Genomic DNA, 24,398 nt, shown 5'->3' on the forward strand with positions numbered 1-24,398 from the left:
CCGCTGCAACGCGGCGTTTTTTTATGGCTGCATCATCAGGTACGTACCAGCAGGCGCTGGCTCACCATACCGCCGAACACATTCACCAGCAGCCCGAGAATGATCACCGACGCGCCGAGAATCTCCTGTGCCGACAGAGTTTCGCCGAGGATCAGCGCGGCGCTGAGAATACCGACCACCGGCACCAGCAGCGACAGCGGCGCCACGCGCCAGGTTTCGTAGCGGCTGAGCAGATTGCCCCAGATGGCGTAGCCAATGATGGTGGCGAAAAACGCCAGATAGAGCAGCGCCAGCACCGTCTGCAGCGAAATATCCAGCAGGCTGGTGACAATGGCGGATTCGCCCTCGAACCACCACGAACAGGCAAAGAACGGTGCAATCGGCACCAGCGCGCTCCACACCACCAGCGACATCACCGGCACCTTGCGGTTGCGCAGGATAATCTTGTTAGTGATATTGCCCAGCCCCCACGACAGCGCCGCCGCCAGCGTCAGCGTCATGGTAGTCAGCGTGATGCCCGCGGTTGTCTGGCCCTCCATACCGGCGGTTGCCAGCATAAACATGCCGAGCGTGGCGACCAGAATGCCGGCGATGTGGTTCCAGCGCAGCTTCTCGGCCAGCAGCAGCGCGCCGAGCAGCAGGGTGAAAAATGCCTGCGCCTGCAGCACCAGCGAAGCCAGCCCGGCTGGCATGCCGAGTTTGATGGCGAGGAACAGAAACGCGAACTGACCAAAGCTGATGGTCATGCCATACACCACCAGCCAGCGCAGCGGAATTGCCGGACGACGCACGAAAAAGATCGCCGGAAACGCCACCAGCGTAAAACGCAGTCCCGCCAGCAAAAAAGGCGGCATGCCCTGCAAACCCAGCTTAATCACCACAAAATTTACGCCCCACGCCACCACGACGCACAGGGCTAACAACATATCTTTCACGGACATACGCATTCCTCAGCGCGGCAATCAGGCGGTTGCCGTCACCGGTGTGGCGATCTCTGCACCGCAGTCATCGCCGATCAGTCGAAAATAATCATCCACATCCAAAGCTACCGAGCGGTCCAGCGCACCGGCGTTAAACCATAGCGTCCCGACATCACGCAGGCGCGTATCCACGCGCAGCGCCAGTCGGTCATCAAAACTAAACGGCGGCACCGCGCCCATCACGCACTGCGTCAGCGCTTGTGCCTGCTCAGGGGTGGCAAACGTCGACTTCTTACCGCCAATGGCACGCGCGGCGTGTTTGAAGTTGATTTTGCAGTCGCCGGGTACAATCGCCAGCAGATAGCGCGGCGCGGCGCCGTCCGGCATGGTGACTTCCAGCACCATGGCTTTGGCCGCCTGCTGGAGATCGTTTCCGCGGATGGCGCTGATCACCTCGGTCTGGCCGATGGCCTCATGCTCCACCACGCGGTAGCGGGCCTGCTGCGCATCCAGCAGCGCGATCACTTTGTCATAGGTTGTCATACTGTCTTCCTCGTCTAAGGCCGGGATTAACTCCAGGCAATGGCGTGCTTCATTTTTTTGTCGGTCAGGCCAAAGAAAAAGCCCATGGTGATGCGCGTGTCGCCTTCAACGCGATCGATTTCATGATAAAACGCGGGATTAAACAGATAGATATCGCCACTGCGCGGCGCGAACTCGCAGGTCTCGCTGCCGGCGATGACGCCGCTCTGGTAGCCCAGCTCGCCGGGCGTTTTAAAGCGCTCGTCTTCCGGCTGCCATTTCTTATTGAAGATGCGCAGCGCGCCGCCAGCGTTGCACTCCTGCAGGCACACGACGCAGCTCAGCTGATGCAGAATGTGCGTCACCGCCAGACCGCTGCCAGCGGCATCGCGCACGATGTTGTCGTTATGCAGCGGATTAGCGACGCCGTCAGCGTGGAAACGCACAATCGAGCCGGCGTAATCACCCAGTGCCGGTTCGGTGGCGGTTTGCAGACTCTCAAGGCGCAGCGCATGTTGCACCCAGTGGTAAATCTGCGCGCGCAGGGCGTGCAGCGAGGCCGGCAGCGCCGGCTGGATGTCGCGCAGTTCGGTGAAATAGTTTTCCGGCGCGGCGGTGTGCTTCGCCAGATACGGGCCGAGCGTGGTCAGCGCGCCATTTGGATAGTGAGAAACCCGTACCTGCTCGCGGCACTGCTGGAGATCAGCCACCACCGCGGTGCGCACCTCTGGCGTGAGGAAATTGCGCAGCACCAGCAGCGGCACGCGCGCGGTGACGATGTCATCCAGCCAGGTGCTTTCGACGAACATGTTGGGGTTAATGACGCGAATCTGATTGAAAATGGCCATGGGTTCACTCTCCAAAAGGAATTTCATGAAGTTCATGGTTGCTCATACGGTGCCATGCTGACGCCGTGCCCAGTGTTGAAACAGGTTCAGAGGAGATAAAGGTGCTGTTGTTCTGCTGACAACGATGCAGGGTGAAATAGTCGGGGTAAGGCGTGTCATCAGGATGCCATTGCCACGCCCAGGCCTTCTCGCGGGTGACGAAAATGGCGTTTGCCGCGCTGCCACCCGGCGCCACCCGGGCCATTTTTTCGCGCAGATAGTCGCGGGTGAAATCGGCGGGCGTCACGCGGTCGACGATATATTCCAGATATTCAGCGGAATCAAAGCGCGACTGCGCCATGCCCAGCTGCGCATAGACGGTCGGCAAAAAGCCGTTGTGCATCATGTACCACTGGGTGGTGCCGCTAGTGCGCCGCAGCGGATGGGAGAACCCGATGCCCTGGTTTTTGCTGAGCGTGGCGTGACGCACGTGCACCGCCAGAAAGCGGCTGTGCTGCATACGCGTGACGTCAATGCCAGGCAGTGCTTCGGCAAAGGTGCCGCTGCCATGCAGCGTACGGATCTGACCGTGCTCCAGCCACAGACAGCCCCAGCCGTTGGGATGTTGTTTAATCGGGCCATCGTGCGCGGCGGTTTCACCGCAGCTCATGGCGCGTGCGGCGTCCAGTACCGCAGCGGCGTCAAACTGGCCGTGTGCCAGAATCATTCTGCACATAGTAAATCTCTCCGTGAGGTCAAAGCGGGAACAGCAAGAAGGGCGTGAAACACCGCCAGAATTTCGTCGCGGCTGGCGGCAGGCAGACGCAGCGTGGCGAGAATCCCGGCGTGGCGCGTCAGATCGGCGTACAGCGATGAGCGTGGCGAGACCTCCAGCGCCGGTAAGTTGAGCGGCGGTAACAGCTGGCCGCGCTGGTGGTCGGCAATCCAGCGCTCGGCGGCGTCATACTGCAGCCGCTGGCGCAACCGCAGCCGGCCGACGGCCTGTGACGGTGCGGCGAAGTGCAGTTCAGGCAGGCCGCGTCCGGCTTCAACCTGAAAGGCCAACTCGGCCCAGTTGATGCCGGTGACCTCTTCCACCAGGTTCACCACGCCCATGCCGGACAGGCGAAAGCCCATTTCGAGAAAGTGCGGCTCGCCGTTCACCATAATGAAATCAATGTGGAAAGCGCCGCGCCGGTAGCCGAAGGTTTCACAGCAGAAGCTCATCAGGCTGGTGAAGGCGGCGGGAAGCTGCTGCGCCGCCATCGCCACATGGCCGGATTCGTAAAAGCTGATACAGCCGTCGGCCTCGGTATGCTGCTCAATCACCTTCTGGCAGCAGGTCAGCGCCACCGCGTGTCCATTCTCCACCACGCCTTGCAGCGAATATTCGTCGCCGGCCAGCCAGCTTTCGACGATAAAGCCGGTAAAGCCGCGTCCGCCATAGTTCATGGTGTCGAGCAGCCGGGCAATCACCGCATCCAGCTGGCTGGCCTCTTCCACCAGCCAGATGCCCAGTCCGCCGCCGCCGTCGACCGGTTTGATCACGCAGGGGTAGAGCAGCGCATCCCGCGCATCGCCAATGCTGAGCGGTGAGGCAAAGAAGCGAAACTCCGGCTGCGGAAAACGCGGCCAGGCTTTGCGCAGCGCCATGCGCTGTGCATATTTATCCGGCGGGATAAAGCCCGGACCGGCATCCGGGCCGGCCAGCAGTTCACGCACCCGACCAGCGCTGGCGTTGTAAGCCTCAAAACCGGCCAGCACCACCTGTGGATGCTCCAGCAGACCGGCGTGCAGACAGGCATTGAGGACATCCCACGGGTTTTCCGGGCGATCGAGACGCACAATCAGATCGAACGGCAGGGCGATGCTGAGCGACTGATAGTCGACAAAATCCCCCATTTCGGCCAGTACAGTAAAATAGCCTTCGCGTTTTGCCACCGCGCAGTAGGGATTTTGCCCGTCGCGCGTGGCACCAATCTGCAGAAAAATCTTTCTCATCGCGTCGCCTTACCGGGTTAACGCCCGGAAATCACTTCAGTAACGATGTCCTGTAACGCACCGTTGTTAACCTGAATCACCGCTTTGTGCGGGTCGAAACGCAACACGCGCGACAGCGCATCGCCGCGCGCGCCGTCCAGCAGCGAACTCACCGCCGCGCTGCGCCAGCAGTGCCGCATCTGCGCCACGCTGAGGCCCGACAGCTGCGTGAGCTGCTGCGCCAGCGCCACATCCTCGCTCTCTCCGCTCAGCAAGGCGCGCACCGCGGCTTCTTCCGGCGCGGCCGGCAGCTGCAACAGCCAGGCTTTCAGCTGCTGGCCGGCGGCGATAAACGGTGAATAGATCATGCATACCAGCTGGGTTTCACTGAGGCCGAAAGCGTCGAGTGCGAACTGCGCGGCGCGCTGGCGTGCGCGGGCAATCGCGGCATCATCCTGATAGCGCGCGGCCATCTCATCGATCAGCTGCGGCGGAAAGTCCTTCTGCACCATCAGGCCGAGCGCAAAGCGCACATATTCGCGAATGCCTTCGGCGTAGCTGCGCTGCAACAGCGTCTCCGCACGCAGACCGCGAATATGTGCCATTAACGTCGGGTTGCCGCAGTCCGACTCGGAGAAGCTGAACATCAGCTCATCGAAGCGGAAATGCATGAATTCGGTCAGCAGCGCCCAGTGCGCGCCAGCCTCATAAGCGGTGTCCTGATAGATGTTGAAGAACAGCGGGTCGCGCGCCAGCTGCCAGGTAATGCGATGTGCCGGCGTGACCTGGTCAGCGCCGTAAATGTCGGCGAAGTAGCGCGCCGCCACGCCGTCCAGCGTGTGCAGAAAGCCGCTGAAGCCGCGCGACTTATCGGCCATCGGCGCATCAAACAGTTTTGACAGGTGGCGTGCCCACGCAAGGTAAGCGGTCTGCTCCTGCGGCGAATCGCCGGTGATAATCACATCGACGCCGCCATCATAGTGCGCCGCCAGGCCAAACGAATTCACCATGCTCAGGTTGCAGGCGTTGCAGAAGGTGGAGCGCGCGTCGGCACGGAAGCGGTGACCATTCATCAGCACATCGTCGCGGTTCTGCTGACGCACGCTCTGCGGCATCGGCAAATGGCGATCGAAGGGACGAATCTGCAGCCCGTCGGTCACCAGACACTCGGTGAACGCGTCGTTATGGATACGCAGCGCACGATAGACGCGGTCGATGTTTTCCATCACGCTGTCGTTCATGGCGGCATGGCGGTTAGTGCTGATGCGCAGCTGAAACGTGCTGTTGCGCTGTTGCCAGATTAACCCCTGAATGTAACGTACGTAGGCCACCATATAGCTGCTGTCTTTGCCGCCGCCATAGGCCAGCAGTACGCGGTTACGTTCGGGATGGTCGGGATCGGGCAGGGCGGCGAGCAGTCGCTGAGCACAGTGCTGGGCGGAATCGAGAATCGCGGGCGTCAGGTATTCTTCAATTTCACTCATCATCGCGGACAGATTATTCATTTTTCACTTCATCCTTTGGCTAATAAAATCGCCGCTGCCGTGCGGGCGACAACGGGCTGGAAAACGGGCCACGAAGGTGCTGCGTGAAGCTGAATTAACAGATGCAGCCTAAAGTACTTTGAATGTAATCTGATGAATACGCACAGATCAGCACGATATGGGGTGGAACAGATGGCGGGTGAAACGCAGGAACAGGAGAGTCAGAGCAGTCGTTACCGTCAGATCGCTGAGCAGATAAAACAGGCCATTCACAGCGGATCGCTACCGCCCGACAGCCGTTTGCCGTCGGTGCGCACGCTGGCGACGCAGTATCGCGTCAGCATGACCACTGCGCTGAAAACATTACGCACGCTGGAGGATGAGCACTACGCGGTGGCGCGGCCGAAGTCCGGCTTTTTTGTCGCACCGCGTCCCACAGAGAAAAAAGTGCCGGCGGTATTCAGCGAGCAGCCGCGCGAAGTGGCACCGCTGGATGAGCAAACCGAACTGCACCTGGCGATGCTGGGATCGGACTGCCGCGTGCGGCTCGATCTGGCCAACGGCGACATCTCGCTCTATCCGGTGAAAAAAATTGGCCTGCTGATGCGGCAGATGGGTTACAGCAAACCGGCGCTGCTCGGTAATACGGTGAAAGGCACCGGCTATGCGCCGCTGAAGGCGGAAATTGCCCGGCGCGCGGTGGATTATGGCTGCAATATCAGCGCCGATGACATCCTGGTCACTAACGGCTGCATTGAGGCGATTTCGCTGGCGCTGCGCGCCACCACGCGGCCTGGCGATATCGTGGCGGTGGAGTCGCCGTGCTACTTCGTGCTGCTACAGATGCTGCACAACCTCAACCTGCGCGTCATTGAAGTGGAAGCCGGGCCGGAGGGTTACGTTAACGTCGCGAAACTCACCGGGCTGTTCCGGCGTAAAGCGGTGCAGGCCTATCTCACCATCAACAACATCAATAATCCGCTGGGCAAAAGCATTCCCAACGAGCACAAGGCGTATATCGCGCGCCAGGCCGATGAGAATGATGTGGTGATCATTGAGGACGATATCTTTGGCGATACGGCTTTCGGTGAGCGCCGGCCGTTTCCGATGCGCGCCTTCAGCCCGAATGCCATCCTGTGCAGCGGCTTTTCAAAAACCGTGGCGCCCGGCATCCGTATTGGCTGGGTGCACAGCACCAAGTACATGCGCAAAATCGCCTCGCTGAAGTACACCACCAGCATGGGCACGTCGGTGCTGTCGCAGGCGGCGATTGCCGAACTGCTGCGCAGCGGCGGTTACGATGCGCACCTGCGCAAGCTGCGGCGCGAGCTGAAAAATCAGATCCACCATATGCGCCAGGCGGTGCTGCGCTACTTCCCGGCGGGCACGCGTGTGTCGGAGCCGGAGGGCGGTTACGTGCTGTGGGTGGAGATGCCGCAACAGGCGCTGAACGTGCGCGCGCTGTTTCTCAAGGCGCGCAACGCGGGCATCGGCATCGCGCCTGGGCACATCTTCGCCACCGATCACCGCTACGATCACTGCTTCCGGCTCAACGCCGGTTTTGGCTGGAATGCCGAAGTCGAACAGGCGATTCAGCAGCTGGCCCAGTGGTGCCAGCTGTCGCTAAGCGCCGATTAAGCGTTCCAGGCGTTTTCCAGCTCTTCCGCCAGAATCTGTACCGCACGCTCAATCTTGTCGCTGTCCGGTACGTAATTCATGCGCATGCACTGATGCGTGTGCGGCCAGGCCTGTTCCAGTCCCGGGAAGAAGAAGTGGCCCGGCACCATCAGTACGCCGCGCGCTTTCAGACGCTGATACAGCGCTTCGGTGCTGATCGGCAGGTCGCGGAACCACAGCCACAGGAAGATGGCGCCTTCCGGTTTGTGGATCAGGCAGCGATCTTCGCTGATATAGCGGCGAATAATCGCGATAGTTTCGCTAACCTTGGCCTGATAGAACGGCTTAATCACCTCCTGCGACAGGCGCAGCAGATCGCCGCGCACAATCATCTCGGTGGCGATTGCCGGACCGATGCTGCCTGGCGCCAGGCTGATAATACCGTTCATGTTGCCAATCGCGCCGATCGTGCTCTCATCGGCAACGATAATCCCGCAACGTGCGCCCGGCAGGCCCAGCTTCGACAGGCTCATGCACAGAATGGTGTTGGGGTTCCACAGCGGACGAGCCTCACTGAAGATGATGCCGGGGAACGGCACGCCGTAGGCGTTATCGATCAGCAGCGGGACGCCGTGCAGCTGTGCCAGCGCATCCAGCTGCAGCAGTTCGTCATCGGTGATGACGTTGCCGGTTGGATTGGTCGGACGCGACACGCAAATCAGGCCAGTCTCATCATTCAGCGGCAGATGGTCGAAGTCGACGTGGTATTTGAACTGGCCTTCCGGCAGCAGTTCAATATTGGGTTTGGCGGAGATGAACAGATCCTCCTCCAGCCCGGCATCGGCATAGCCGAGGTATTCCGGCGCCAGCGGGAACAGCACGCGCTTTTTGCTGCCGTCGGCGCGGCGGCCGGCGAACAGATTAAACAGGTAAAAGAACGCGCTCTGGCTGCCGTTGGTGAGCGCGATATTTTGTGGCGTCACCGGCCAGCCGAGCTCCTCGCGCAGCAGCGTGGCCAGCGCCTCCAGCAGCAGCGCTTTGCCGCGCGGGCCGTCGTAGTTGCACAGCGCTTCGTTCAGCTTGCCGTCCTGATGCATCTGCAGCAGTAGCTGACTGAAATAATCATTGATGGCCGGAATCTGCGCCGGATTACCGCCGCCCAGCATGATCGTGCCAGGCGTGCGCAGCCCTTCGCCCATATCTTCCATCAGACGAGAGATGCCGGAATGTTGCGTAAATTTGTCGCCGAACTGAGAAAAAGCCATAGGAGGTAAAAACATTGTTATCAGGGGGAAGACCACCATAGCGCCCGCAACCGGCAGGCGCAATGGCTAAAGCCGTGGGATCAAGCCTGGACCTGCGGGTTAACGCAGTTTTTCTCCACTTTACCGCTCAGTGCGGCGATCAGGTTGTCGACCGCATCGCGCGCCATGCCGTAGCGCGTTTCATGCGTGGCGGAGCCGATGTGCGGCAGCGCGACCACGTTCGGCAGCGTGAGGATTTCCGCATCGGCCGGCACCGGCTCGACTTCAAACACATCCAGTCCGGCGGCGTGAATAGTGCCGTCTTTCAGTGCGGCGGTCAGCGCCTGCTCATCGACCACCGGACCGCGTCCGGCGTTGATCAGAATCGCGCTCGGCTTCATCAGTTTCAGCTGTTCCGCACCGATCATATGGTGCGTCTGCTCGGTCAGCGGCAGGCTGATGCAGACAAAATCGCTCTCTTTCAACAGCGTTTCCAGATCGCAGGCGCGCGCGCCAAAGCGGGTTTCCGCCTCTTCATGCTGGCGGCGGGCGTTGTACAGAATGTTCATACCAAAGCCAAAGTGCGCGCGCTGCGCCAGTGCCAGACCAATGCGGCCCATGCCGAGAATGCCCAGCGTCTTATGGTGTACGTCGACACCGAAGTGCTCAGCGTCGATACTCTTTTTCCACTCACCGGCTTTGACCCATTTATCCAGCTCGGTGACGCGACGCGCGGTGCTCAGCACCAGCGCCATCATGGTATCGGCCACGGTTTCGGTCAGTACGGTGGGCGTGTGCATCAGCAGAACGTTGCGCTGGTTGAGCGCATCAACGTCAAAGTTGTCATAGCCGACGGAGACGGTAGAACAGGCACGCAGTGCCGGCATGCTGGCCAGCAGCTCATCATTCACTTTGCCGCCGGAGCCCAGCAGACCCTGCGCTGCGGCGAACTGCGCCGCATGCTGTTTCACCGTCTCCGGCGAGACATCTTTCACTTCCGTGACGCTGAAGTGCTGGTCCAGCTTGGCACGCAGGTCATCGGGCAGGCTCTTATACAGAATCACAGCAGGTTTCATTATTTGCTCCCTGTAGAACGTGTGACGGGCGACCTGAGTCGCCCGGAAAAGTCATCGCTTACGCTTTCAGGCGTGCTTCGCCCCGTGAATTGGCGGCGGCGTTTTGTTGGCCGCCGGTTTGACAATCAGCGTCAGCCACACCGACGCCAGTAGCGCAGCACCCATAAAGACATAGGAGGCGGCAGGACTGCCGGTCGCCCCATTAAGATAGCCTACGATCCATGAACCGATGAAGGAACCCAGTGCGCCCATACTGTTAATCAGCGCCATGGCACCGCCGGAAACATTGCGCGGCAGCATCTCCGGAATGATGGCGAAGAACGGGCCATACGGGGCGTACATCGCACCGCCGGCAATCACCAGCAGCGCATACGACAGCCAGAAGTTGCTGGAGCCCACCATCCACGAGCCGAGGAATGCCAGTGCGCCAATCAGCAGCAGCGGCCAGACAAACAGCTTACGGTTTTGCGTCTTGTCCGACGCCCACGACACTACCAGCATGGCGATGGTCGCCACCAGATACGGTACCGCCGACAGCCAGCCCGCTTCGACCATGCCCATCTGCGTGCCGTTACGCAGAATCGACGGCAGCCACAGCACGAAACCGTACACGCCGATGCTCCAGGCAAAATATTGCAGGCACAGCAGGATAACGTTGCGGTTGCGGAAGGCTTCGCTGTAGTTGCGCACCGCTTTAATGTTCTCCTGCTCCTTCTGCAGCTGCGCCTGCAGCGCCGCTTTCTCTTCGTCGCTCATCCATTTGGCCTGGGCCGGTTTATCCTGCACCATAAACCACCAGGCAATCGCCCAGATCACCGCCGGGAAGCCCTCGATGATGAACATCTCGCGCCAGCCAAAGGAGTTAATCAGGTAGCCGGACACCACCGACATCCACAGCACCGTCACCGGGTTGCCGAGGATCAGGAAGGTATTCGCGCGTGAGCGCTCGGATTTGGTAAACCAGTTGCTGATGTAGATCAGCATCGCCGGCATCACCGCCGCTTCCACCACGCCGAGCACAAAGCGGATGGCGGCCAGCATCGGAATATTGCTGACGATACCGGTCAGCGAGGCGCAGCCGCCCCACAGAATCAGACACCAGAAAATCAGTTTTTTTACGCTGCGGCGTTCGGCATAGACCGCGCCGGGGATCTGAAAGAAGAAGTAGCCAAGGAAGAACAGGGCACCGAGCAGCGATGACATGCCTTTGGTGATACCGAGATCCTCATTTATCCCTGCGGCAGAGGCGAAGCTAAAGTTCGCCCGGTCCAGATACGCCAGACTGTAGGTGATAAACACGATGGGCATGATATACCACCAGCGTTTTGGCGCGATTGTCTGCGATTTCATGGGTGACTCCTCTGGTTGAGGCGGGCGCATTCTGTGGATGCGTCTCGAAATTAGGGTGTAGAGATAGTTTTAGCGTATTGGCACGGCATCGTAGCGGCGCGATTCATCGCGCGTTGTTGACGTTGCGTCCTGCATGTGCGCAATAAATTGCGCCGCTACCGGTCCGTGCGTTTGTTTAATAATCGCCGAGCGCTGCGCGCGTCGGCAGACCTTCGCTGTCGCCGGCAACCTGAATCGCCAGCGAACCAATTTTGTTACCACGCAGAATCGCCTGCGGCAGCGATTTCCCTTCCAGCAGTGCGCTGATCAGCCCGACCGCAAAGCCATCGCCCGCGCCGACGGTATCCACCACATTCTCCACGTGGATCGGCGCAATCTGGCCCTGTTCGCCCGCGGCGGTTTTATACCAGGCGCCGTCGCTGCCGGTTTTGATCACCACCGCCCGCACGCCTTTGTCGAGGTAGAAATCCGCGATCGCCTCAGGCTGACGGTAGCCGGTCAGAATCAGCCCCTCTTTTTCACCTGGCAGCACCCAGTCGGCGTATTCTGCCAGTAAATTCAGCTGCTTACGCATCTCTTCTTCACTGCGCCACAGCACCGGACGCAGATTAGGATCAAAGGAGATAGTTTTGCCGCGGGCGCGCATCTCTTTCGCCGCATGTTTAGCCAGCGCCAGCGAGCTATCGGAAAGCGCGGCGGCCACGCCGCTCAGATGCAGATGGCGCGCGCTGCCGAAGTAGCTTTCGTCGAAATCATCCGGTGACAGGTGGCTGGCGGCGGAGCCTTTACGGAAATACTCCACTTCCGGGTCGGAGCCGTCGTCCACGCGCGCTTTGAGCTGAAAACCGGTGCGATAGCGGTTATCAATGGTCACGCAGCGGTGGTCAACGTGCTCTTTCGCCAGCTGCTGCAGGGTAAAACGGCCGAAGCTGTCGTCGCCGACGCGGCTGACCCAGCCCACCTGCAAACCGAGGCGCGCCAGACCAATCGCCACGTTAAGTTCGGCACCGGCAATGCGCTTCGTGAACTGATCGGCTGCGGCGAGATCGCCGGTTTGCCCGGCGATAAACATCGCCATCGCTTCACCAATGGTGACGACATCCAGCTGAGAAGTGTGTGTCATGCTCAACTCCTTACACCGCGCGCAGCAGATCGACGTAGTGGCGGGTCACCGCCAGTAAATCTGCGCCGGCTAATGGGAACTCAATACCGCGCGGTGCATCGGCCGGCAGCGCCTGCAGCAGCGTGCGCCAGCTGTCGTCGGCGTCATCCAGCGCAATGGCGCGGAAGCTGTCACCGTGCGGCACCGCCGCCTTAACATGAATGTAGCTCACGTAGCGACTGAGCTGCGCCGCTGCCTGCAGGGCGTCTTCGCCGGTCCAGCGCCAGTTGCCCATGTCGAAAGTCATATCCAGCGGCAGCGCGGCATCGCAGGCGTGATGGAAGAAGTGCAGCATTGGCGTGAGTTTGCTGTCGGGCGTCTGATCGTTCTCCACCACCAGCGTGACGCGCGAGCCGGCCAGCACTTCAACCAGCTGGCGATCGGCCAGTGACACATAGTGACCCAGCGCCAGCTTGAGGCGCTGAGCGCCCAGCAGCTCAGCTTCCTGCAGGAACTGCGCCAGACGCGGATTGAGCGCGCCGTCCGCCTGCCACAGCGCTTCCGGCACTGAATAACTGGCGCTGAGCTGATGCTGGCGAATGGCGTCGCCGAGCGTGTGCAGCTGGCACAGTTGGTCGTCGCTGAACAACTCGCGGCGGATCTCGACGCCATCGGCTCCGGCCGCTTTAATCAGCGGCAGTAGCGCTGCCTGGCCGCCCAGTTCTGCCACCTTGTGCGCACCGTAGGCGGCCGTGACCACAATAATTTCCGCTTTCGACATCTTTCCTCCAGCCGTTACCGCTGTGCTGCCCGCCGCACCGTTATGCGCCGGACAGCACGTTAATGTGCTGTAAAAAGCTTAATGGAACCGGTTCCAAAGGAAAGTAGCAGAGTGCGGATTTATGATCCTGCTCACGAAGTGAGCCGTGAAAAGCGGGATTAGCGCAGCGGCTGGCTGGAGCCGCGCACGATCAGCTCGCCAGAGAAAACCTGCTCACGAATCGGTTGTTCGCTGCCTTCGATACGCGCGATCACCTGCTCCAGCGCGGCGTAGCCGATTTGCCAGGTGGGCTGTTTCAACGTAGTAATGCCGACGCCGGCCAGTGCCGCCCACTCCAGCTCGTCGAAGCCCAGCAGGCCAATGTTCTCGCCCCAGCGCAGCGTCAGGCGCTGTAACGCCCGCGCCACCTGTAGCGTCAGCGCACCGTTGGCGGCCATCACCGCGCAGCGTTTGCCCGGATGGCGTTGATGAAACGCCTGCAGCACCTGTTCCAGCTGCGCCGGCTGATGCAACACCACTTCGGCATTCTCTGCCACCACCTGTGGCGCGCCGCTGATGGTGTCAAAGAAGGCGGCGAGACGTTCGCGGCGGGTATTGACGCTGCCGAGCGGCTCACTGAGAAACAGCAGCGCTTCATAGCCGTTATCCAGCAGATGCCGGGTGGCGATGCGGGCGGCCTCCGGGTTGTTGAGCCCGACCACGTCGCAGGCGAAGTCGGGAATTTTGCGGTCAATCAGCACCATCGGCAGCATCGACTGCTGCAGACGGTTGAGCACCTCTTCGTGCATCCCAACCGCGTTGACCACGATGCCTTCCACCTGATAGCTGCTGAGCAGCTGCAGGTAGTGCTGTTCGAGATCCACTTCGTTGTTGGTGTTACACATCAGCAGCGTGAAGCCGCGCGCGCGGCAGGCGGCTTCAATGCCGCTCAGCACATCCACCGAGTAGGGGTTGGTGATATCGGCAATGATCAGGCCTATCAGCCGGGTGCGGCCGCGTTTGAGTCCGCGCGCCATCTGGCTGGGGCGGTAGTTGAGGTCGGCAATCGCCTGTTCGATACGGGCTTTCAGATCCGGCGAAAGCAGATGTACTTCGCCATTCAGATAGCGGGAAACGCTGGTTTTACCGGTTTTTGCCGTGCGGGCAACGTCACTGATTGTGGCTCGTGGCGGCCTGGTTTTCATCACATACACCTGATTAATTGCATCAGGCGAAGACTATCACAGCGCGGCACCCGCGCAATCACTGTGCGTCAGAAGTGAGGCGCAGCATTGGCTGCCACAGCGTCTGTAACTGCGCGGGCGGCGCGCCCTCCAGCAGCTGCAGCACCATTTCGGCGACGCGTTCGCCAATCCGCTGCTGTGATGATTGCAGAATCGCGTTGACCGGTTGCGTGATAATCGAGTCGTGCGGCAAACCATCGTACACGTACAGGGGGATTGCCTGCGCGCCGCTCAGACGCCCGGCCTGCTGCAGGGCAATCGCTGCGCCTTCGCCGAGCGGGCTGCAGTCGGTGATGATGGCGTCAGGCTGGATAACGTGCGCCAGCCAGGCGCGGGTTTGCTGATAGCCCGCGCGGCGCGAGGGCGGCAGCGCGGCTATCCAGCCAGCCTGCTGCGCGCAGGGCGTGGCGGGCAGCGCGTCGATAAACCCCTGTCGGCGGTCAAGAATGTAGGTGCTGGGCTCGTTACCGCCGAGATAAGCGATGCGCGTATAGCCCTGCTGCTGGCAGTGCTGCGCCGCCAGTAGCGTTCCGGCATGGTTATCATAATCAAACCAGGCGTAAGGCTGCGGCAGTTGGCTGCGCCCCAGCGTAAGAAAGCGAAAACCCTTCTGCTGCAGGCGCTGCAATCGCACATCCTGCGGCGTGGTATGGGTGACTATCAGCGCGTCCAGCACGCCGCTGCGCAGCATGCGCAGCAAATTGCGCTGCTGATCCTGCGGTTTGTCGGGGAGCAACAGCAGATCGATCTCGTGCAGGGCGAGACGCTGATCGAGCGTCAGCAGCATTTCACTGTAGTAGCTGTCGTTGAGTGAGGCATTGCTGACCGGAAACACCAGCCCGACCGCATTGGCACGGCCGGTCTTCAGGCGACGCGCGGCGGCATTCGGGCGATAACCGCGCCGGTCGGCTTCCTCTTCGATGCGTTTGCGGGTAGCAGCGGCGACATCATCAAACCCATTCAGCGCGCGGCTCACGGTGGTCACAGAGAGGCCAAGGGCGGAGGCGATAGCTTTGAGTGACATGATGGCATTCCACTGATCAAATTTTGATCACGCTAGCATAAAGTCATCGCTGGCTCTATCGTGCTGCGACGTTTACGCGTTATCTGCTGCTTTGCGCGTCAATAAGCGCGTAAAAACGCGTCGAAAACCGGCCTGCAGCGGCAGACCGGCCTGTGCCTTAGCCCAGCGGACTCAGGGTAATTTCGACGCGACGGTTTTGTGCTTTACCGGCTTCGGTGCTGTTGCTGGCGACCGGGTTATCCGGGCCCATGCCCTGGGTGCGCAGGCGGTTCTGCGCCACGCCCTGCACGATCAGCGCGCTGGCAACGCTTTCTGCACGCTGCTGCGACAGGCGCATGTTCAGCGCGCGCGTGCCGGTGCTGTCGGTAAAGCCGACCACGTTGACGGCGGTTTTCGGATACTCTTTCAGCACCATCGCCACGCCGGTCAGCGTATTCGCGCCGGCCGGTTTCAGGTTGGCGCTGCTCGAGTCAAAAGTCACGTTGTTCGGCATGTTTAGCACGATGTTATCGCCCTGACGCGTTACGCTGACGCCGGTACCGCGCATCTTGTCGCGCAGTTTGGCTTCCTGCACATCCATGTAATAGCCGACGCCGCCGCCCAGTGCCGCACCGGACGCTGCGCCAATGAGCGCACCTTTACCGCGATCTTTCTTCGACGAAGAGAGCACGCCCACGCCAGCGCCCAGCACCGCGCCCAGACCCGCGCCGATGCCCGATTTCCCGGCCTGCGATTCGCCGGTATAAGGATTGGTGGTACAACCCGACAGCGCCACGCTGCCGCTCATTAACAAGGCCAGCGCCAGTACACGCTTTTTCATGAAAAAGTCCCTCATACGGAAACGGGGAAAATGCCCCAAAACGGCACTATTATGCCGTTCAATGATGGGGAAATTCGTGAGGCGCAGTCTTAATTTGTAAACTTTTGCCTTAAAGATTATCGGGATGGCAGAAACAGCTGGTTTGATGATCGTTTATCAGCCCGCAGGCCTGTAAAAAAGAGTGGCAGGTTGTAGGCCCGACGAATTTAAAACCACGCTTCTTAAGCGCTTTAGACAGCGCAATGGCCGGTTCGGAGGTGGTGGGCGCCAGTTTGTAATCCGCGTAACGGTGCAAAATCGGCTGGTTATCGACAAATGACCAGATAAAGCGGGAAAAGTCTTCACCGGTGGCCTCCAGCGCCAGCAGTGCTTTGGCATTATTGATGATGGCTTCCAGCTTGCCGCGATGGCGGATCAAACCGCTGTTCTGCAGCAGGCGCAGCAGATCGGCCTCATCCATCAGCGCCACCGCCTGCGGATCAAAATCATGAAACGCCTGGCGGTAGTTCTCGCGCTTTTTCAGCACGGTGATCCATGACAGGCCAGCCTGTTGCCCCTCCAGACACAGCATCTCAAATAAGGCGCGCTTATCGGTCTGCGGCACGCCCCATTCCGTGTCGTGGTACGCCAGATAAAGCGCATCCTGTGTTACCCAGCCACATCGCTGCATTGCATCACTCCCTAAGCATGAGAAAAAGCGGTCAGTCGCTTGACGTTTGAAAGAATCGATTAATAGTTAATCAATGGGTGCCGATAATAACGTCATGGACGTTCGCGCTGCAACCGGGTGAACGCTTCAGGATGATCATCAATTTCAAGGCCAACCCGATCCCTTCCGGCTCGTCAGGAGTCTTTCATGTGGCAGAACAGTCAGCGGACCGGCCAGCGTCTCCTTGCGCTGGCCTTTAGCGGTGGGTGGCTACTGGTGGCGGCCCTGCCGGCGCACGCCTGGGATCAGGCCAGCGAGAGCAGCGCGCCGGATTACAATGCGATACTTGCCGAAAAAATTTCCAGTAATCATCTGATGTTGACAGAAAACCGCGACAGCGATCTGCTTGATGCCGCGCTCAATCCGCCCGGCGGCGGCATGGCGCTGCACAGCGAAACGGCCAGCGTCGGCAACTCGCCGCTGGTGAACCGCTACTCGGCAGGCTGGAACCTGCCGATGAATGACCGCCTGCGCACCGGTCCGGTGGCGCAGTTTGCCGTCGATGATTCCACCCTGAGCTGCGCCGCCTGCGCGCCGGTTGATCGTAACAACGCCGAACACATCGCTTCACTGGGCTGGCGCGTGGATTCCAGTTTTGGCTGGATATCGCCGTGGGCGCAGGTGAGTTACAGCCATCAGCTCAGCTTCGACGGCACGGCCGCGCCACGCGATCGGCCGGAAGAGATGAATCGGGAAACGAACTGGATGGATGTCAGCGTCGGTGCCCGTCTGCCGCTCGGCCAGAACATGGCGGCGTTCGCCTCCTTCGCCCAGACCGGCGCGGTTAGCAGCGGCGAACAGTTCATTTACAACCTCGGCGTCAGCGCCAGCTTCTGAAGCGGCATGAAATGAGAAGTGGTGCCAGCCAGCGGAAATATAATAAGCGCGCTAATTATTTTCTGATTTGGTATCACAATGCGCGAAAACATTATTCTTATTAGCCGCGAACTGGCGGCCTTTATCATCAGTGGATTGGTGCTGGTCTTCTGTATGGCGATGGTCTACATCGACGTCAACTGGATGAACGATGCACTGCACGAAACCTCTTTCACCGAAGCGACACAGGAGCTGATGCTGGCGGCCATTGCCGCACTGTTCTTCCTCGCCGCCTGGCAGCGACCGCAGCAGCGCAGCGCGCTGATTCTGGTCGGTGGCTTCTTCAGCTGCATGCTGATTCGTGAAATGGATTTTCTGTTCGACGTGGTGCAGCACGGCGCATGGCTGTGGTTTGCGCTGGCAGCGACCGCGGCCTCGCTGGCGATGGCGCTGCGTCAGCCGCGGCAAATCCTGCCGGGCCTGGCGGCACTGCTGCAGCATCGCAGCTGGCAAATGATGGCCGCCGGGCTGCTGGCGGTGCTGGTGTTCTCGCGGCTGTTTGGCATGCATGAGCTGTGGCAGCAACTGATGCTGGATGGCTATAACCGCGTGGTGAAGAACATGGCGGAAGAGGGCAGCGAGCTGTTTGGCTACAGCCTGTGTCTGGTGGCATCGCTGCGCTATCTGTGGCAAACCCGCCCGGCGCTGGCAACGGCACGCGCCAGCCGTCGCGCGGTCAGCATTGAGGCGGCTGAACCGCACTTCGCCTCGCGCTAAATCCGCGCGGTTTTATGGCGATCCCCGGTGCTAAAACAGGTACACTGACCGCTTAGCACCGGGTCGCCGGGTGAGTCAACGTCAGGTTTCTTCATGTCAGTCAAAATCTTATCTTCAACGCTGGTGGGGCTGGACGGCTTTTGCCACAATCCCCTCACCACGCTGCAGCAGGCCGATAACGGCACGCTGGCGGTGCTGCACAATAATGTTCCGGCGTTTTACGCGATCACGCCGCAGCGTCTCGCGCACCTGCTGGCGCTGGAAGCGGCGGCGCAGCAGCCGAATGATGTCACGCTGGACGACAGCCTGTTTCACAGCGACGCCGCGCCGGTCGCCGTGCCGGTGGGCAAGTTCGCCATGTATTCGGGCTGGCAGCCGGACAGCGACTTCCAGCGCCAGGCAGCGATCTGGGGCGTGGCGCTGAGCGAGCCGGTGACCGCCGCAGAGCTGGCGGCTTTCGTCGCCTACTGGCAGGCAGAGGGCCGGCTGTTTCACCATGTACAGTGGCAGCAGAAACTGGCGCGCAGCGTGCAGATGAACCGCGCCGCCAACGGCGGTCAGCCAAAGCGCGATATCACCCAGATCAGCAATACTGATTATGATATTCCCGATGGATTCCGAGGTGAGTAATGAAAACGCCGAACGATCTTTTCAGTCGCCTGAAAAAAATTATGCCCGCGGATGTGCAGCCAAAGTTTAAAAACGGCGCCGAGCTGCTGGCGTGGAATCAGGAGCAGGGCCGGCTGCGCTCAGAAGCGATTGTGCGCGAAAACCGCGCCATGAAGATGCAGCGCATCATGGGCCGCTCCGGCATCCGTGAGTTGCACATGAACTGCTCGTTCGACAACTACCGCGTCGAAAATGACGGCCAGCGCAAGGCGCTCAGTCTGGCGCGTGAATACGCCGCCGGCTTTGAGAACAGCATCGCCAGCTTCGTGTTTTCTGGTCGTCCTGGCACTGGCAAAAACCATCTGGCGGCGGCGATTGGTAACGATCTGATTCTGCGCGGTAAAAGCGTGCTGATTGTCACGGTGGCCGATCTGATGTCGAGCATGAAAGGCACCTTCAGCGGCGGCAGCGACCTGACCGAAGAGCGGCTGCTGCAGGATCTCAGCCATGTCGATCTGCTGGTGATCGATGAGATCGGCATGCAGAGCGAATCGCGCTACGAGAAAGTGATCATCAATCAGATTGTTGATCGCCGTTCGTCGTCAAAGCGGCCGACCGGCATGCTCTCCAACCTCGATCCGGCCGGCATGAATACGCTGCTTGGCGAACGGGTGATGGATCGCATGCGCCTCGGTAATAGCCTGTGGGTGCGTTTTGACTGGGAAAGTTACCGCAGCCGCGTGCGCGGCGACGAGTACTGATACGCGGCAGAAGCGGTAAAAACCCGGTTTTACCGGCGATTAACCGCCGGTGCGGGCTGCTAAACTTACACCTATTACTCTTTGCCAGGTGAGGGTGCGATGAAAGCAGCCGGGAAAGGACCAGCGGTACTTCGACTGAACAACCTCAAGCGGGTGATGACGCAGCTGCGTACCACCCGCATCACTTCCCGCCAGGATCTGGCGCTGGCGCTCGACCTGAGCAAAAACACCGTTTCCCTGATTATCGATGACCTGCTGGCGCAGGGGCTGATTCACGAGCTTGGCCCGGTCAGCGTGGCGGCGGCCGGCCGGCCCAAAATTGAGATCGAACTGCGCGCGGGTCAGCTGAAAAGTGCGGGCATCATGGTGGAGCGCCAGGCGATTCACTGGCGCGTGTGCGACTACTTTTCGCGCGTGGTGGCCGAGCAAACCTGGCGCACCGAAACGGCCGATGCCGACGGGCTGCTGCACGAGCTGACGGAAGTGTGTCAGACGCTGCGCGCGGCGCATCCGGCGCTGCTGGGCGTCGCCATCGGTTTTCCCGGCATCATTGATTCTCAGCGCGGGCGGGTGCACTTTTCTGCGCCGCTCGGCTGGCAGGATGTCGATGTGCTGACGCCGCTGCGGCGCGGCGTTGAGCTGCCGCTGCGCATCATGAATAACGTCAAAGCGGCCGCGCTGCTGGCGGTGCAGCAGCTGGAGCTCAATAAAGCGCAAAGTCATTTCTATCTGCGCATCGCCGACGGCGTGGGCGGCGCGCTGGTGGAGCGCGGCGAGGTGTTCAGCGGCAGCAGCTGGACCGCCGGTGAGATTGGTCATCTGAGCGTGCAGCCCAACGGCGCGCGCTGCAGCTGCGGGCGGCAGGGCTGTCTGGAAACGCTGGTCAGCCTGCCGGCGATCCAGCAGCAGCTGGCCCGGCGCAAGCCCGGCTTACGCTGGCAGTCTGGCGACAGCGAGCCGGAGATCGTGTATGAGCTGATGGCGCAGACCGGCCGCTATCTCGGCCATGCGCTGAGCCAGGTGATGCAGCTGGTCAATCCGGCCAGCATCATCATTGACGGCCCGTGGAATGCGCAACCGGCGTTTGTGCAGGCGGTACAGCAGGCGGCACAGGCCGGCACGCTGGCGTTTACCTTTGCCCATACCGCGCTGCACTTTCTGCCGCAGCGCATCGATCCGGCCAACGGTCTGGCGCTGGCGGTGATTGAGCACTATGAACGAGCGGTATGACCGGCGGAGCAGCGTTTCTTTTTTGACTCGCCAGCGGGCATAATACGTTGATTGACAGGCTCTCTTTGCGGACCGCGCAATGAAAACGCAGCGCATCACTCTGGACGATATTGCGACTCTCGCAGGGGTCACCAAGATGACGGTGAGCCGCTATCTGCGCACGCCGGAAAAGGTCAGGGCGGAAACGGCGGCGAAAATCGCCAGCGTCATGGCCGAAATCGGCTACGTCGCCGAACAGGAAAACACCGCGGCGTCGCGGCACCCACCGCCGCGCATCGGCGTACTCATCCCCTCATTCAATAATCAAATCTTTGCCGATCTGCTGGCCGGTATCGAATCGGTCACCAGCGCCCACGGCTATCAGACGCTGGTGGTCAACTACGACTACAATCCGCAGCGCGAAGAAGAGCAGATTGCCACGGTGCTGGCTTTTAACGTGCAGGGATTGATCCTGACCGAGTCGGTGCACACCGTGCGCGCGGAAAAGTATCTCAACGCGGCCACTATTCCGGTCGCCGAAGTGATGGGACTAAGCGAGACGCGCGGGCGCATTAACGTCGGCTTTGATAATTACCGTGCCGGCTACGACATGACTGCGATGCTGCTGGCCAGCGGCAAACAGCGGGTGATTTATTTTGGCTCGATGTCCGACCGCCGTGACCAGCAGCGCTACGCCGGCTATTGCGATGCCGTGGCGGCGGCCGGATTGCCGGCCGGACGCATCGTACCGAACAAAGTCTCTTCGGTGTCAATTGGCACCGGCATGATGACGCTGGCGCGCCAGCTCTATCCGCAGATGGATGCCATTCTTTGTACCAACGATGATCTGGCGGTCGGCGTGCTGCAGGAGTGTCAGGCGGCAGGCATTGCAGTGCCGCAGGCGCTGGCGATTGCCGGATTCCACGGACTGGAGATTGGTCAGGCGACAACGCCGCGGCTGGCCAGTGTGATTACACCGCGCTTCGAGATGGGCAAAGTGGCAACGGAAATTGTGCTGAAGAAAATTAACCAGCAGCCCACCATTGAACAGGTGGATTTGCATTATCAGCTGTCGATGGGCGCCACCATTTGATCGGTGGCGCTCTGGTGCAGGCGCGACATGCGCCTGCATGATTAACGCTTAGTCGCGTGCAGCGGTGGGCGGCACAATCGACGGCTGAGCGTGATGGGTGCGCTTCAGGAAACGGCTCTCCAGCAAATTCCACGAGGTGTAAGCCAGCGCCAGCGTCATCACAATTGTCAGCCCCAGGCCAGCAAACGCGTTGGCATCGAACACACCGAAATGCTGCAGCACCTGAATAATCGGCCAGTGATAGAGGTACATGCCGTAAGAGAGATCGCCGTACTGGCTGATTTTAATCTCTTTACACAGGCTGGTGCAGAACAGAATCACTACCGCCGAAAACGCCACCGGCTCAACGATAAACGCGTAATCCGTGCTCTTGAACAGCAGGAACACCACCAGCGACACAATGGTGATCTCTTTCAGGCGGTCAAAGGTTGGCTGATGCACCGCCAGCAGGCTGCCAAAGAAGAAGTAGGACGACAGCGCAATAAACTGCTTGGCCAGCGTATCGGCTTTCGGGCCGCTGTACAGCGCGGTGAAGTAGAAGTACCAGGCGCAGGAGATAATAAAAATCACGCTCCACACTTTCAGCGGGCTTCGCTTCAGCAACGGCACGATAAAGGGCAGCAGCACGTAGAGTGTCAGCTCGGCTTTGATGGTCCACAGTGAACCATCCAGCGGCTGATTGGGGTTGTCGGTAAACACGCCCGGCAGCGACGGCTGAATAAAGTTAAGAAACGAGAAGTTGGCGACCAGATATTTAAGGGTTTCTTTATTTTTCAGGAAATCCATCAGCGGCAGGGTGGTAAGACACATGCCAATCACAAAACACATGATGATGGTGAAAATATAAGCCGGCAATATACGTTGCGCGCGCTTAATAAAATAGGACGTCAGCGATTTACTTCTTAAGTAACTTTTTGCAATAAGAAAACCACTTATTGCGAAAAATCCTTTGACGGCAAAATCACTATTGAGAAAATGCGCCAGGAAACGGATATCGGCGTTTCTCGTCACCTCAGCGGAATGCACCAGCATTACGATAAAGGCGAGGGAAAGTCGTACGATGTCAAAATTGTTTTTTTCGTTCATGTCAGCATTCTTTCATTGAGTGACGACGTGCCAGGAAAAGCCATGAAAGACTTTGCATGGTTGCTTCGGAATATTCTTATCACAGGTGTTCTGCGTGAGCAGATGCAATCTATTAGAATTTTAATCCACATAAAAAGCAAGCAATGTTCAGGACCAGTAAAATATTCGGATTTTCCCTGGATGACGATGAGAAAGGGCTTATTAATGAAAAAACGCTAACCAGTTGGCTAGCGTTATTTCTGGACCTAACGGAACAGCTGGAAAGTGCGTGACACCTCATAGCCGACAATCGACTGCTTGCTCGATACGGTGTTGTAGTAGAGATAGTACAGCACCATCAGAATGGTGACAGCCACGGCAAGCACCTTCTTCAGCTTTCTGGTTTCCCAGATACACAGCGAAATAAGCACCGGCTCAACCTGCAGCAAATAGTTCGCCAGACGACCACCAGAAGCGTAATCCTGTAGCGCCATCCTCAGGCCACTGCCGATGGCAAAAGTGATCACCAGAATGTAATAGGTATTAAACTTTTCCGGGTCGAAATTTTTAATTTTATCGCTCAGCAACATGTAGCTGAAGATAAAGACGAAGCCGATATTCTTCAGGTTCGACAGGGTCAGAATACCCTGTTCCTGGCGAGAATCGGCATCGGCATAGCCCATGGCCCTGTCGCCCAGCGCACCGAGGTGGCTGGAGAGCGCGGCGATCAGCGCCGAACTGCCGAGAAACGCCAGCGGCAGGCTGGCGACCACGATGGCAATTGGGATGTATTTGTTTTTACGCACAATCATCGCCAGCGGAATCAGCAGCGCGACAATCGCGGTGGCGTGGCTGATAAACGACAGGATGAAGGTGGTGATCATGCCAGACTTGCTGCGCCGCGACATGTGCCAGACGAAGCCCATTAAAAACGCCGAACATAAACCGAAGCGAATCTGGTTCATGTCTTTGTTGATAAACAGGTGCGCAGAGTAGACGGCGAGGGCCACCAGCGGCAGCGGTGTCAGCTTACGGAAGTAGTGCGCGTTGACACCAACAGCGATGACCGCGAAGACAAAGATGAAAATGTCCGGATTAGCGGTAAAGATACGTGTCGCGCCGGCAATGGCGTAAATGGCTGGTTCATAACGGAATTCCACGACAGCACGCCAGAAACCTTCGATAATAATTTTATCGATAAACTGGGCATAGAAGTCGCGATACTGGAAGTCATCAAGGCCGGTTCCCAGGCCACGAATACCGCCAAAAGTAAAAAGTACTACAACGGCAACAAAATAAAGCCACGTCCTGATTTGCGCTGTGTTTTCATTTTTACTTAACATGATTTCGACAATAGCGACGAAAGTCAGGCTAAGACTTATGATCCAG

25 protein-coding genes are annotated in these 24,398 nt (G+C 59.4%); 8 read left to right on the forward strand and 17 right to left on the reverse strand.

The features are described from left to right. Positions 1 to 35: 35 nt before the first annotated feature. From C1N56_RS00080 to C1N56_RS00105, 6 genes are read right to left on the reverse strand one after another with little or no spacing between them, the layout of a single operon-like run. Positions 36 to 941, reverse strand: a complete 906-nt coding sequence (locus C1N56_RS00080) for an EamA family transporter (RefSeq protein WP_288420820.1) — start codon at positions 939 to 941, stop codon at positions 36 to 38. Between the two features lie 21 nt (positions 942 to 962). Then, positions 963 to 1,463: a YbaK/EbsC family protein gene (locus tag C1N56_RS00085; RefSeq protein WP_058758191.1), complete on the reverse strand. Its 501-nt coding sequence runs from the start codon at positions 1,461 to 1,463 to the stop codon at positions 963 to 965. 26 nt (positions 1,464 to 1,489) lie between these two features. Beyond that, complete coding sequence (locus C1N56_RS00090) at positions 1,490 to 2,290, reverse strand: 2OG-Fe(II)-dependent halogenase WelO5 family protein (RefSeq protein WP_021506900.1); 801 nt, start codon at positions 2,288 to 2,290, stop codon at positions 1,490 to 1,492. A gap of 4 nt (positions 2,291 to 2,294) precedes the next feature. Next, on the reverse strand, positions 2,295 to 3,005 hold the full coding sequence (locus C1N56_RS00095; RefSeq protein WP_394516986.1) for a class II glutamine amidotransferase: 711 nt from the start codon (positions 3,003 to 3,005) through the stop codon (positions 2,295 to 2,297). Continuing rightward, positions 2,993 to 4,270: an ATP-grasp domain-containing protein gene (locus tag C1N56_RS00100; protein ID WP_394516987.1), complete on the reverse strand. Its 1,278-nt coding sequence runs from the start codon at positions 4,268 to 4,270 to the stop codon at positions 2,993 to 2,995. Before C1N56_RS00100 ends, C1N56_RS00095 begins: the two co-directional genes overlap by 13 nt. Positions 4,271 to 4,287: 17 nt before the next feature. Continuing rightward, the gene (locus C1N56_RS00105; RefSeq protein ID WP_394516988.1) at positions 4,288 to 5,754 is read right to left on the reverse strand and encodes a hypothetical protein; all 1,467 of its coding nucleotides are present in this window, start codon (positions 5,752 to 5,754) and stop codon (positions 4,288 to 4,290) included. 171 nt (positions 5,755 to 5,925) lie between these two features. Between C1N56_RS00105 and C1N56_RS00110 the strand changes: the two genes are divergently transcribed. Next, positions 5,926 to 7,371, forward strand: coding sequence for an aminotransferase-like domain-containing protein (locus C1N56_RS00110; protein ID WP_058770738.1), 1,446 nt, complete (start codon positions 5,926 to 5,928; stop codon positions 7,369 to 7,371). Here C1N56_RS00110 and C1N56_RS00115 read toward each other — a convergent pair. From C1N56_RS00115 to C1N56_RS00155, 9 genes are all read right to left on the reverse strand, one after another. Further along, entirely contained in the window at positions 7,368 to 8,615 is a 1,248-nt protein-coding gene (locus C1N56_RS00115; protein WP_394516989.1) for a valine--pyruvate transaminase, read from the reverse strand. The genes C1N56_RS00110 and C1N56_RS00115 overlap by 4 nt on opposite strands. An 80-nt stretch (positions 8,616 to 8,695) precedes the next feature. Further along, a complete protein-coding gene (gene ghrB / locus C1N56_RS00120) occupies positions 8,696 to 9,670 on the reverse strand; it encodes a glyoxylate/hydroxypyruvate reductase GhrB (protein ID WP_150361085.1) in 975 nt (324 codons plus the stop codon). 66 nt (positions 9,671 to 9,736) lie between these two features. Beyond that, positions 9,737 to 11,020 (reverse strand): MFS transporter, encoded by a 1,284-nt coding sequence (locus C1N56_RS00125; RefSeq protein ID WP_021506893.1) that lies wholly within the window; start codon positions 11,018 to 11,020, stop codon positions 9,737 to 9,739. Between the two features lie 175 nt (positions 11,021 to 11,195). After that, complete coding sequence (locus C1N56_RS00130) at positions 11,196 to 12,143, reverse strand: sugar kinase (protein WP_058758183.1); 948 nt, start codon at positions 12,141 to 12,143, stop codon at positions 11,196 to 11,198. Positions 12,144 to 12,153: 10 nt separating this feature from the next. Next, positions 12,154 to 12,903, reverse strand: coding sequence for a sugar phosphate isomerase/epimerase family protein (locus C1N56_RS00135; RefSeq protein WP_394516990.1), 750 nt, complete (start codon positions 12,901 to 12,903; stop codon positions 12,154 to 12,156). 158 nt (positions 12,904 to 13,061) lie between these two features. Continuing rightward, positions 13,062 to 14,087: a LacI family DNA-binding transcriptional regulator gene (locus C1N56_RS00140; RefSeq protein WP_211725003.1), complete on the reverse strand. Its 1,026-nt coding sequence runs from the start codon at positions 14,085 to 14,087 to the stop codon at positions 13,062 to 13,064. Positions 14,088 to 14,145: 58 nt separating this feature from the next. Next, on the reverse strand, positions 14,146 to 15,150 hold the full coding sequence (locus C1N56_RS00145) for a LacI family DNA-binding transcriptional regulator (protein ID WP_058770744.1): 1,005 nt from the start codon (positions 15,148 to 15,150) through the stop codon (positions 14,146 to 14,148). Between the two features lie 157 nt (positions 15,151 to 15,307). After that, positions 15,308 to 15,970, reverse strand: coding sequence for an OmpA family lipoprotein (locus C1N56_RS00150; protein WP_021506888.1), 663 nt, complete (start codon positions 15,968 to 15,970; stop codon positions 15,308 to 15,310). 109 nt (positions 15,971 to 16,079) lie between these two features. Further along, on the reverse strand, positions 16,080 to 16,640 hold the full coding sequence (locus C1N56_RS00155; RefSeq protein ID WP_058781878.1) for a DNA-3-methyladenine glycosylase I: 561 nt from the start codon (positions 16,638 to 16,640) through the stop codon (positions 16,080 to 16,082). 186 nt (positions 16,641 to 16,826) lie between these two features. Here C1N56_RS00155 and C1N56_RS00160 point away from each other — a divergent pair, with 186 nt between their 5' ends. The 6 genes from C1N56_RS00160 to C1N56_RS00185 all read left to right on the forward strand — a co-directional run bounded on the left by C1N56_RS00160 (position 16,827) and on the right by C1N56_RS00185 (position 21,944). Next, complete coding sequence (locus C1N56_RS00160; protein WP_058775605.1) at positions 16,827 to 17,516, forward strand: autotransporter domain-containing protein; 690 nt, start codon at positions 16,827 to 16,829, stop codon at positions 17,514 to 17,516. A 78-nt stretch (positions 17,517 to 17,594) separates the two neighbouring features. Continuing rightward, positions 17,595 to 18,272, forward strand: a complete 678-nt coding sequence (locus tag C1N56_RS00165) for a hypothetical protein (RefSeq protein WP_104189521.1) — start codon at positions 17,595 to 17,597, stop codon at positions 18,270 to 18,272. Positions 18,273 to 18,365: 93 nt separating this feature from the next. Next, positions 18,366 to 18,902: a primosomal protein DnaT gene (dnaT, locus tag C1N56_RS00170; RefSeq protein WP_104189523.1), complete on the forward strand. Its 537-nt coding sequence runs from the start codon at positions 18,366 to 18,368 to the stop codon at positions 18,900 to 18,902. Next, positions 18,902 to 19,642 (forward strand): DNA replication protein DnaC, encoded by a 741-nt coding sequence (dnaC, locus tag C1N56_RS00175; protein WP_021506883.1) that lies wholly within the window; start codon positions 18,902 to 18,904, stop codon positions 19,640 to 19,642. The genes dnaT and dnaC overlap by 1 nt, the downstream gene beginning before the upstream one ends. 99 nt (positions 19,643 to 19,741) lie before the next feature. Further along, on the forward strand, positions 19,742 to 20,872 hold the full coding sequence (locus C1N56_RS00180) for an ROK family protein (protein ID WP_021506882.1): 1,131 nt from the start codon (positions 19,742 to 19,744) through the stop codon (positions 20,870 to 20,872). Positions 20,873 to 20,951: 79 nt separating this feature from the next. After that, complete coding sequence (locus C1N56_RS00185; RefSeq protein ID WP_058775602.1) at positions 20,952 to 21,944, forward strand: LacI family DNA-binding transcriptional regulator; 993 nt, start codon at positions 20,952 to 20,954, stop codon at positions 21,942 to 21,944. 48 nt (positions 21,945 to 21,992) lie between these two features. Here the strand turns inward: C1N56_RS00185 and C1N56_RS00190 are convergent, their stop codons facing one another. After that, positions 21,993 to 23,030 carry an acyltransferase family protein gene (locus C1N56_RS00190; RefSeq protein WP_021506880.1) on the reverse strand — a complete coding sequence of 346 codons (1,038 nt, stop codon included), beginning with the start codon at positions 23,028 to 23,030 and terminating at the stop codon, positions 21,993 to 21,995. Here C1N56_RS00190 and C1N56_RS00195 point away from each other — a divergent pair. Further along, complete coding sequence (locus C1N56_RS00195; protein ID WP_166712405.1) at positions 22,920 to 23,249, forward strand: hypothetical protein; 330 nt, start codon at positions 22,920 to 22,922, stop codon at positions 23,247 to 23,249. The two genes, C1N56_RS00190 and C1N56_RS00195, sit on opposite strands and share 111 nt — an antisense overlap. A 26-nt stretch (positions 23,250 to 23,275) precedes the next feature. Here the strand turns inward: C1N56_RS00195 and C1N56_RS00200 are convergent, their stop codons facing one another. Beyond that, complete coding sequence (locus C1N56_RS00200; RefSeq protein ID WP_223815726.1) at positions 23,276 to 24,352, reverse strand: EpsG family protein; 1,077 nt, start codon at positions 24,350 to 24,352, stop codon at positions 23,276 to 23,278. Positions 24,353 to 24,398: the final 46 nt, after the last annotated feature.

It is taken from the genome of Pantoea sp. SGAir0175, from assembly GCF_043547855.1.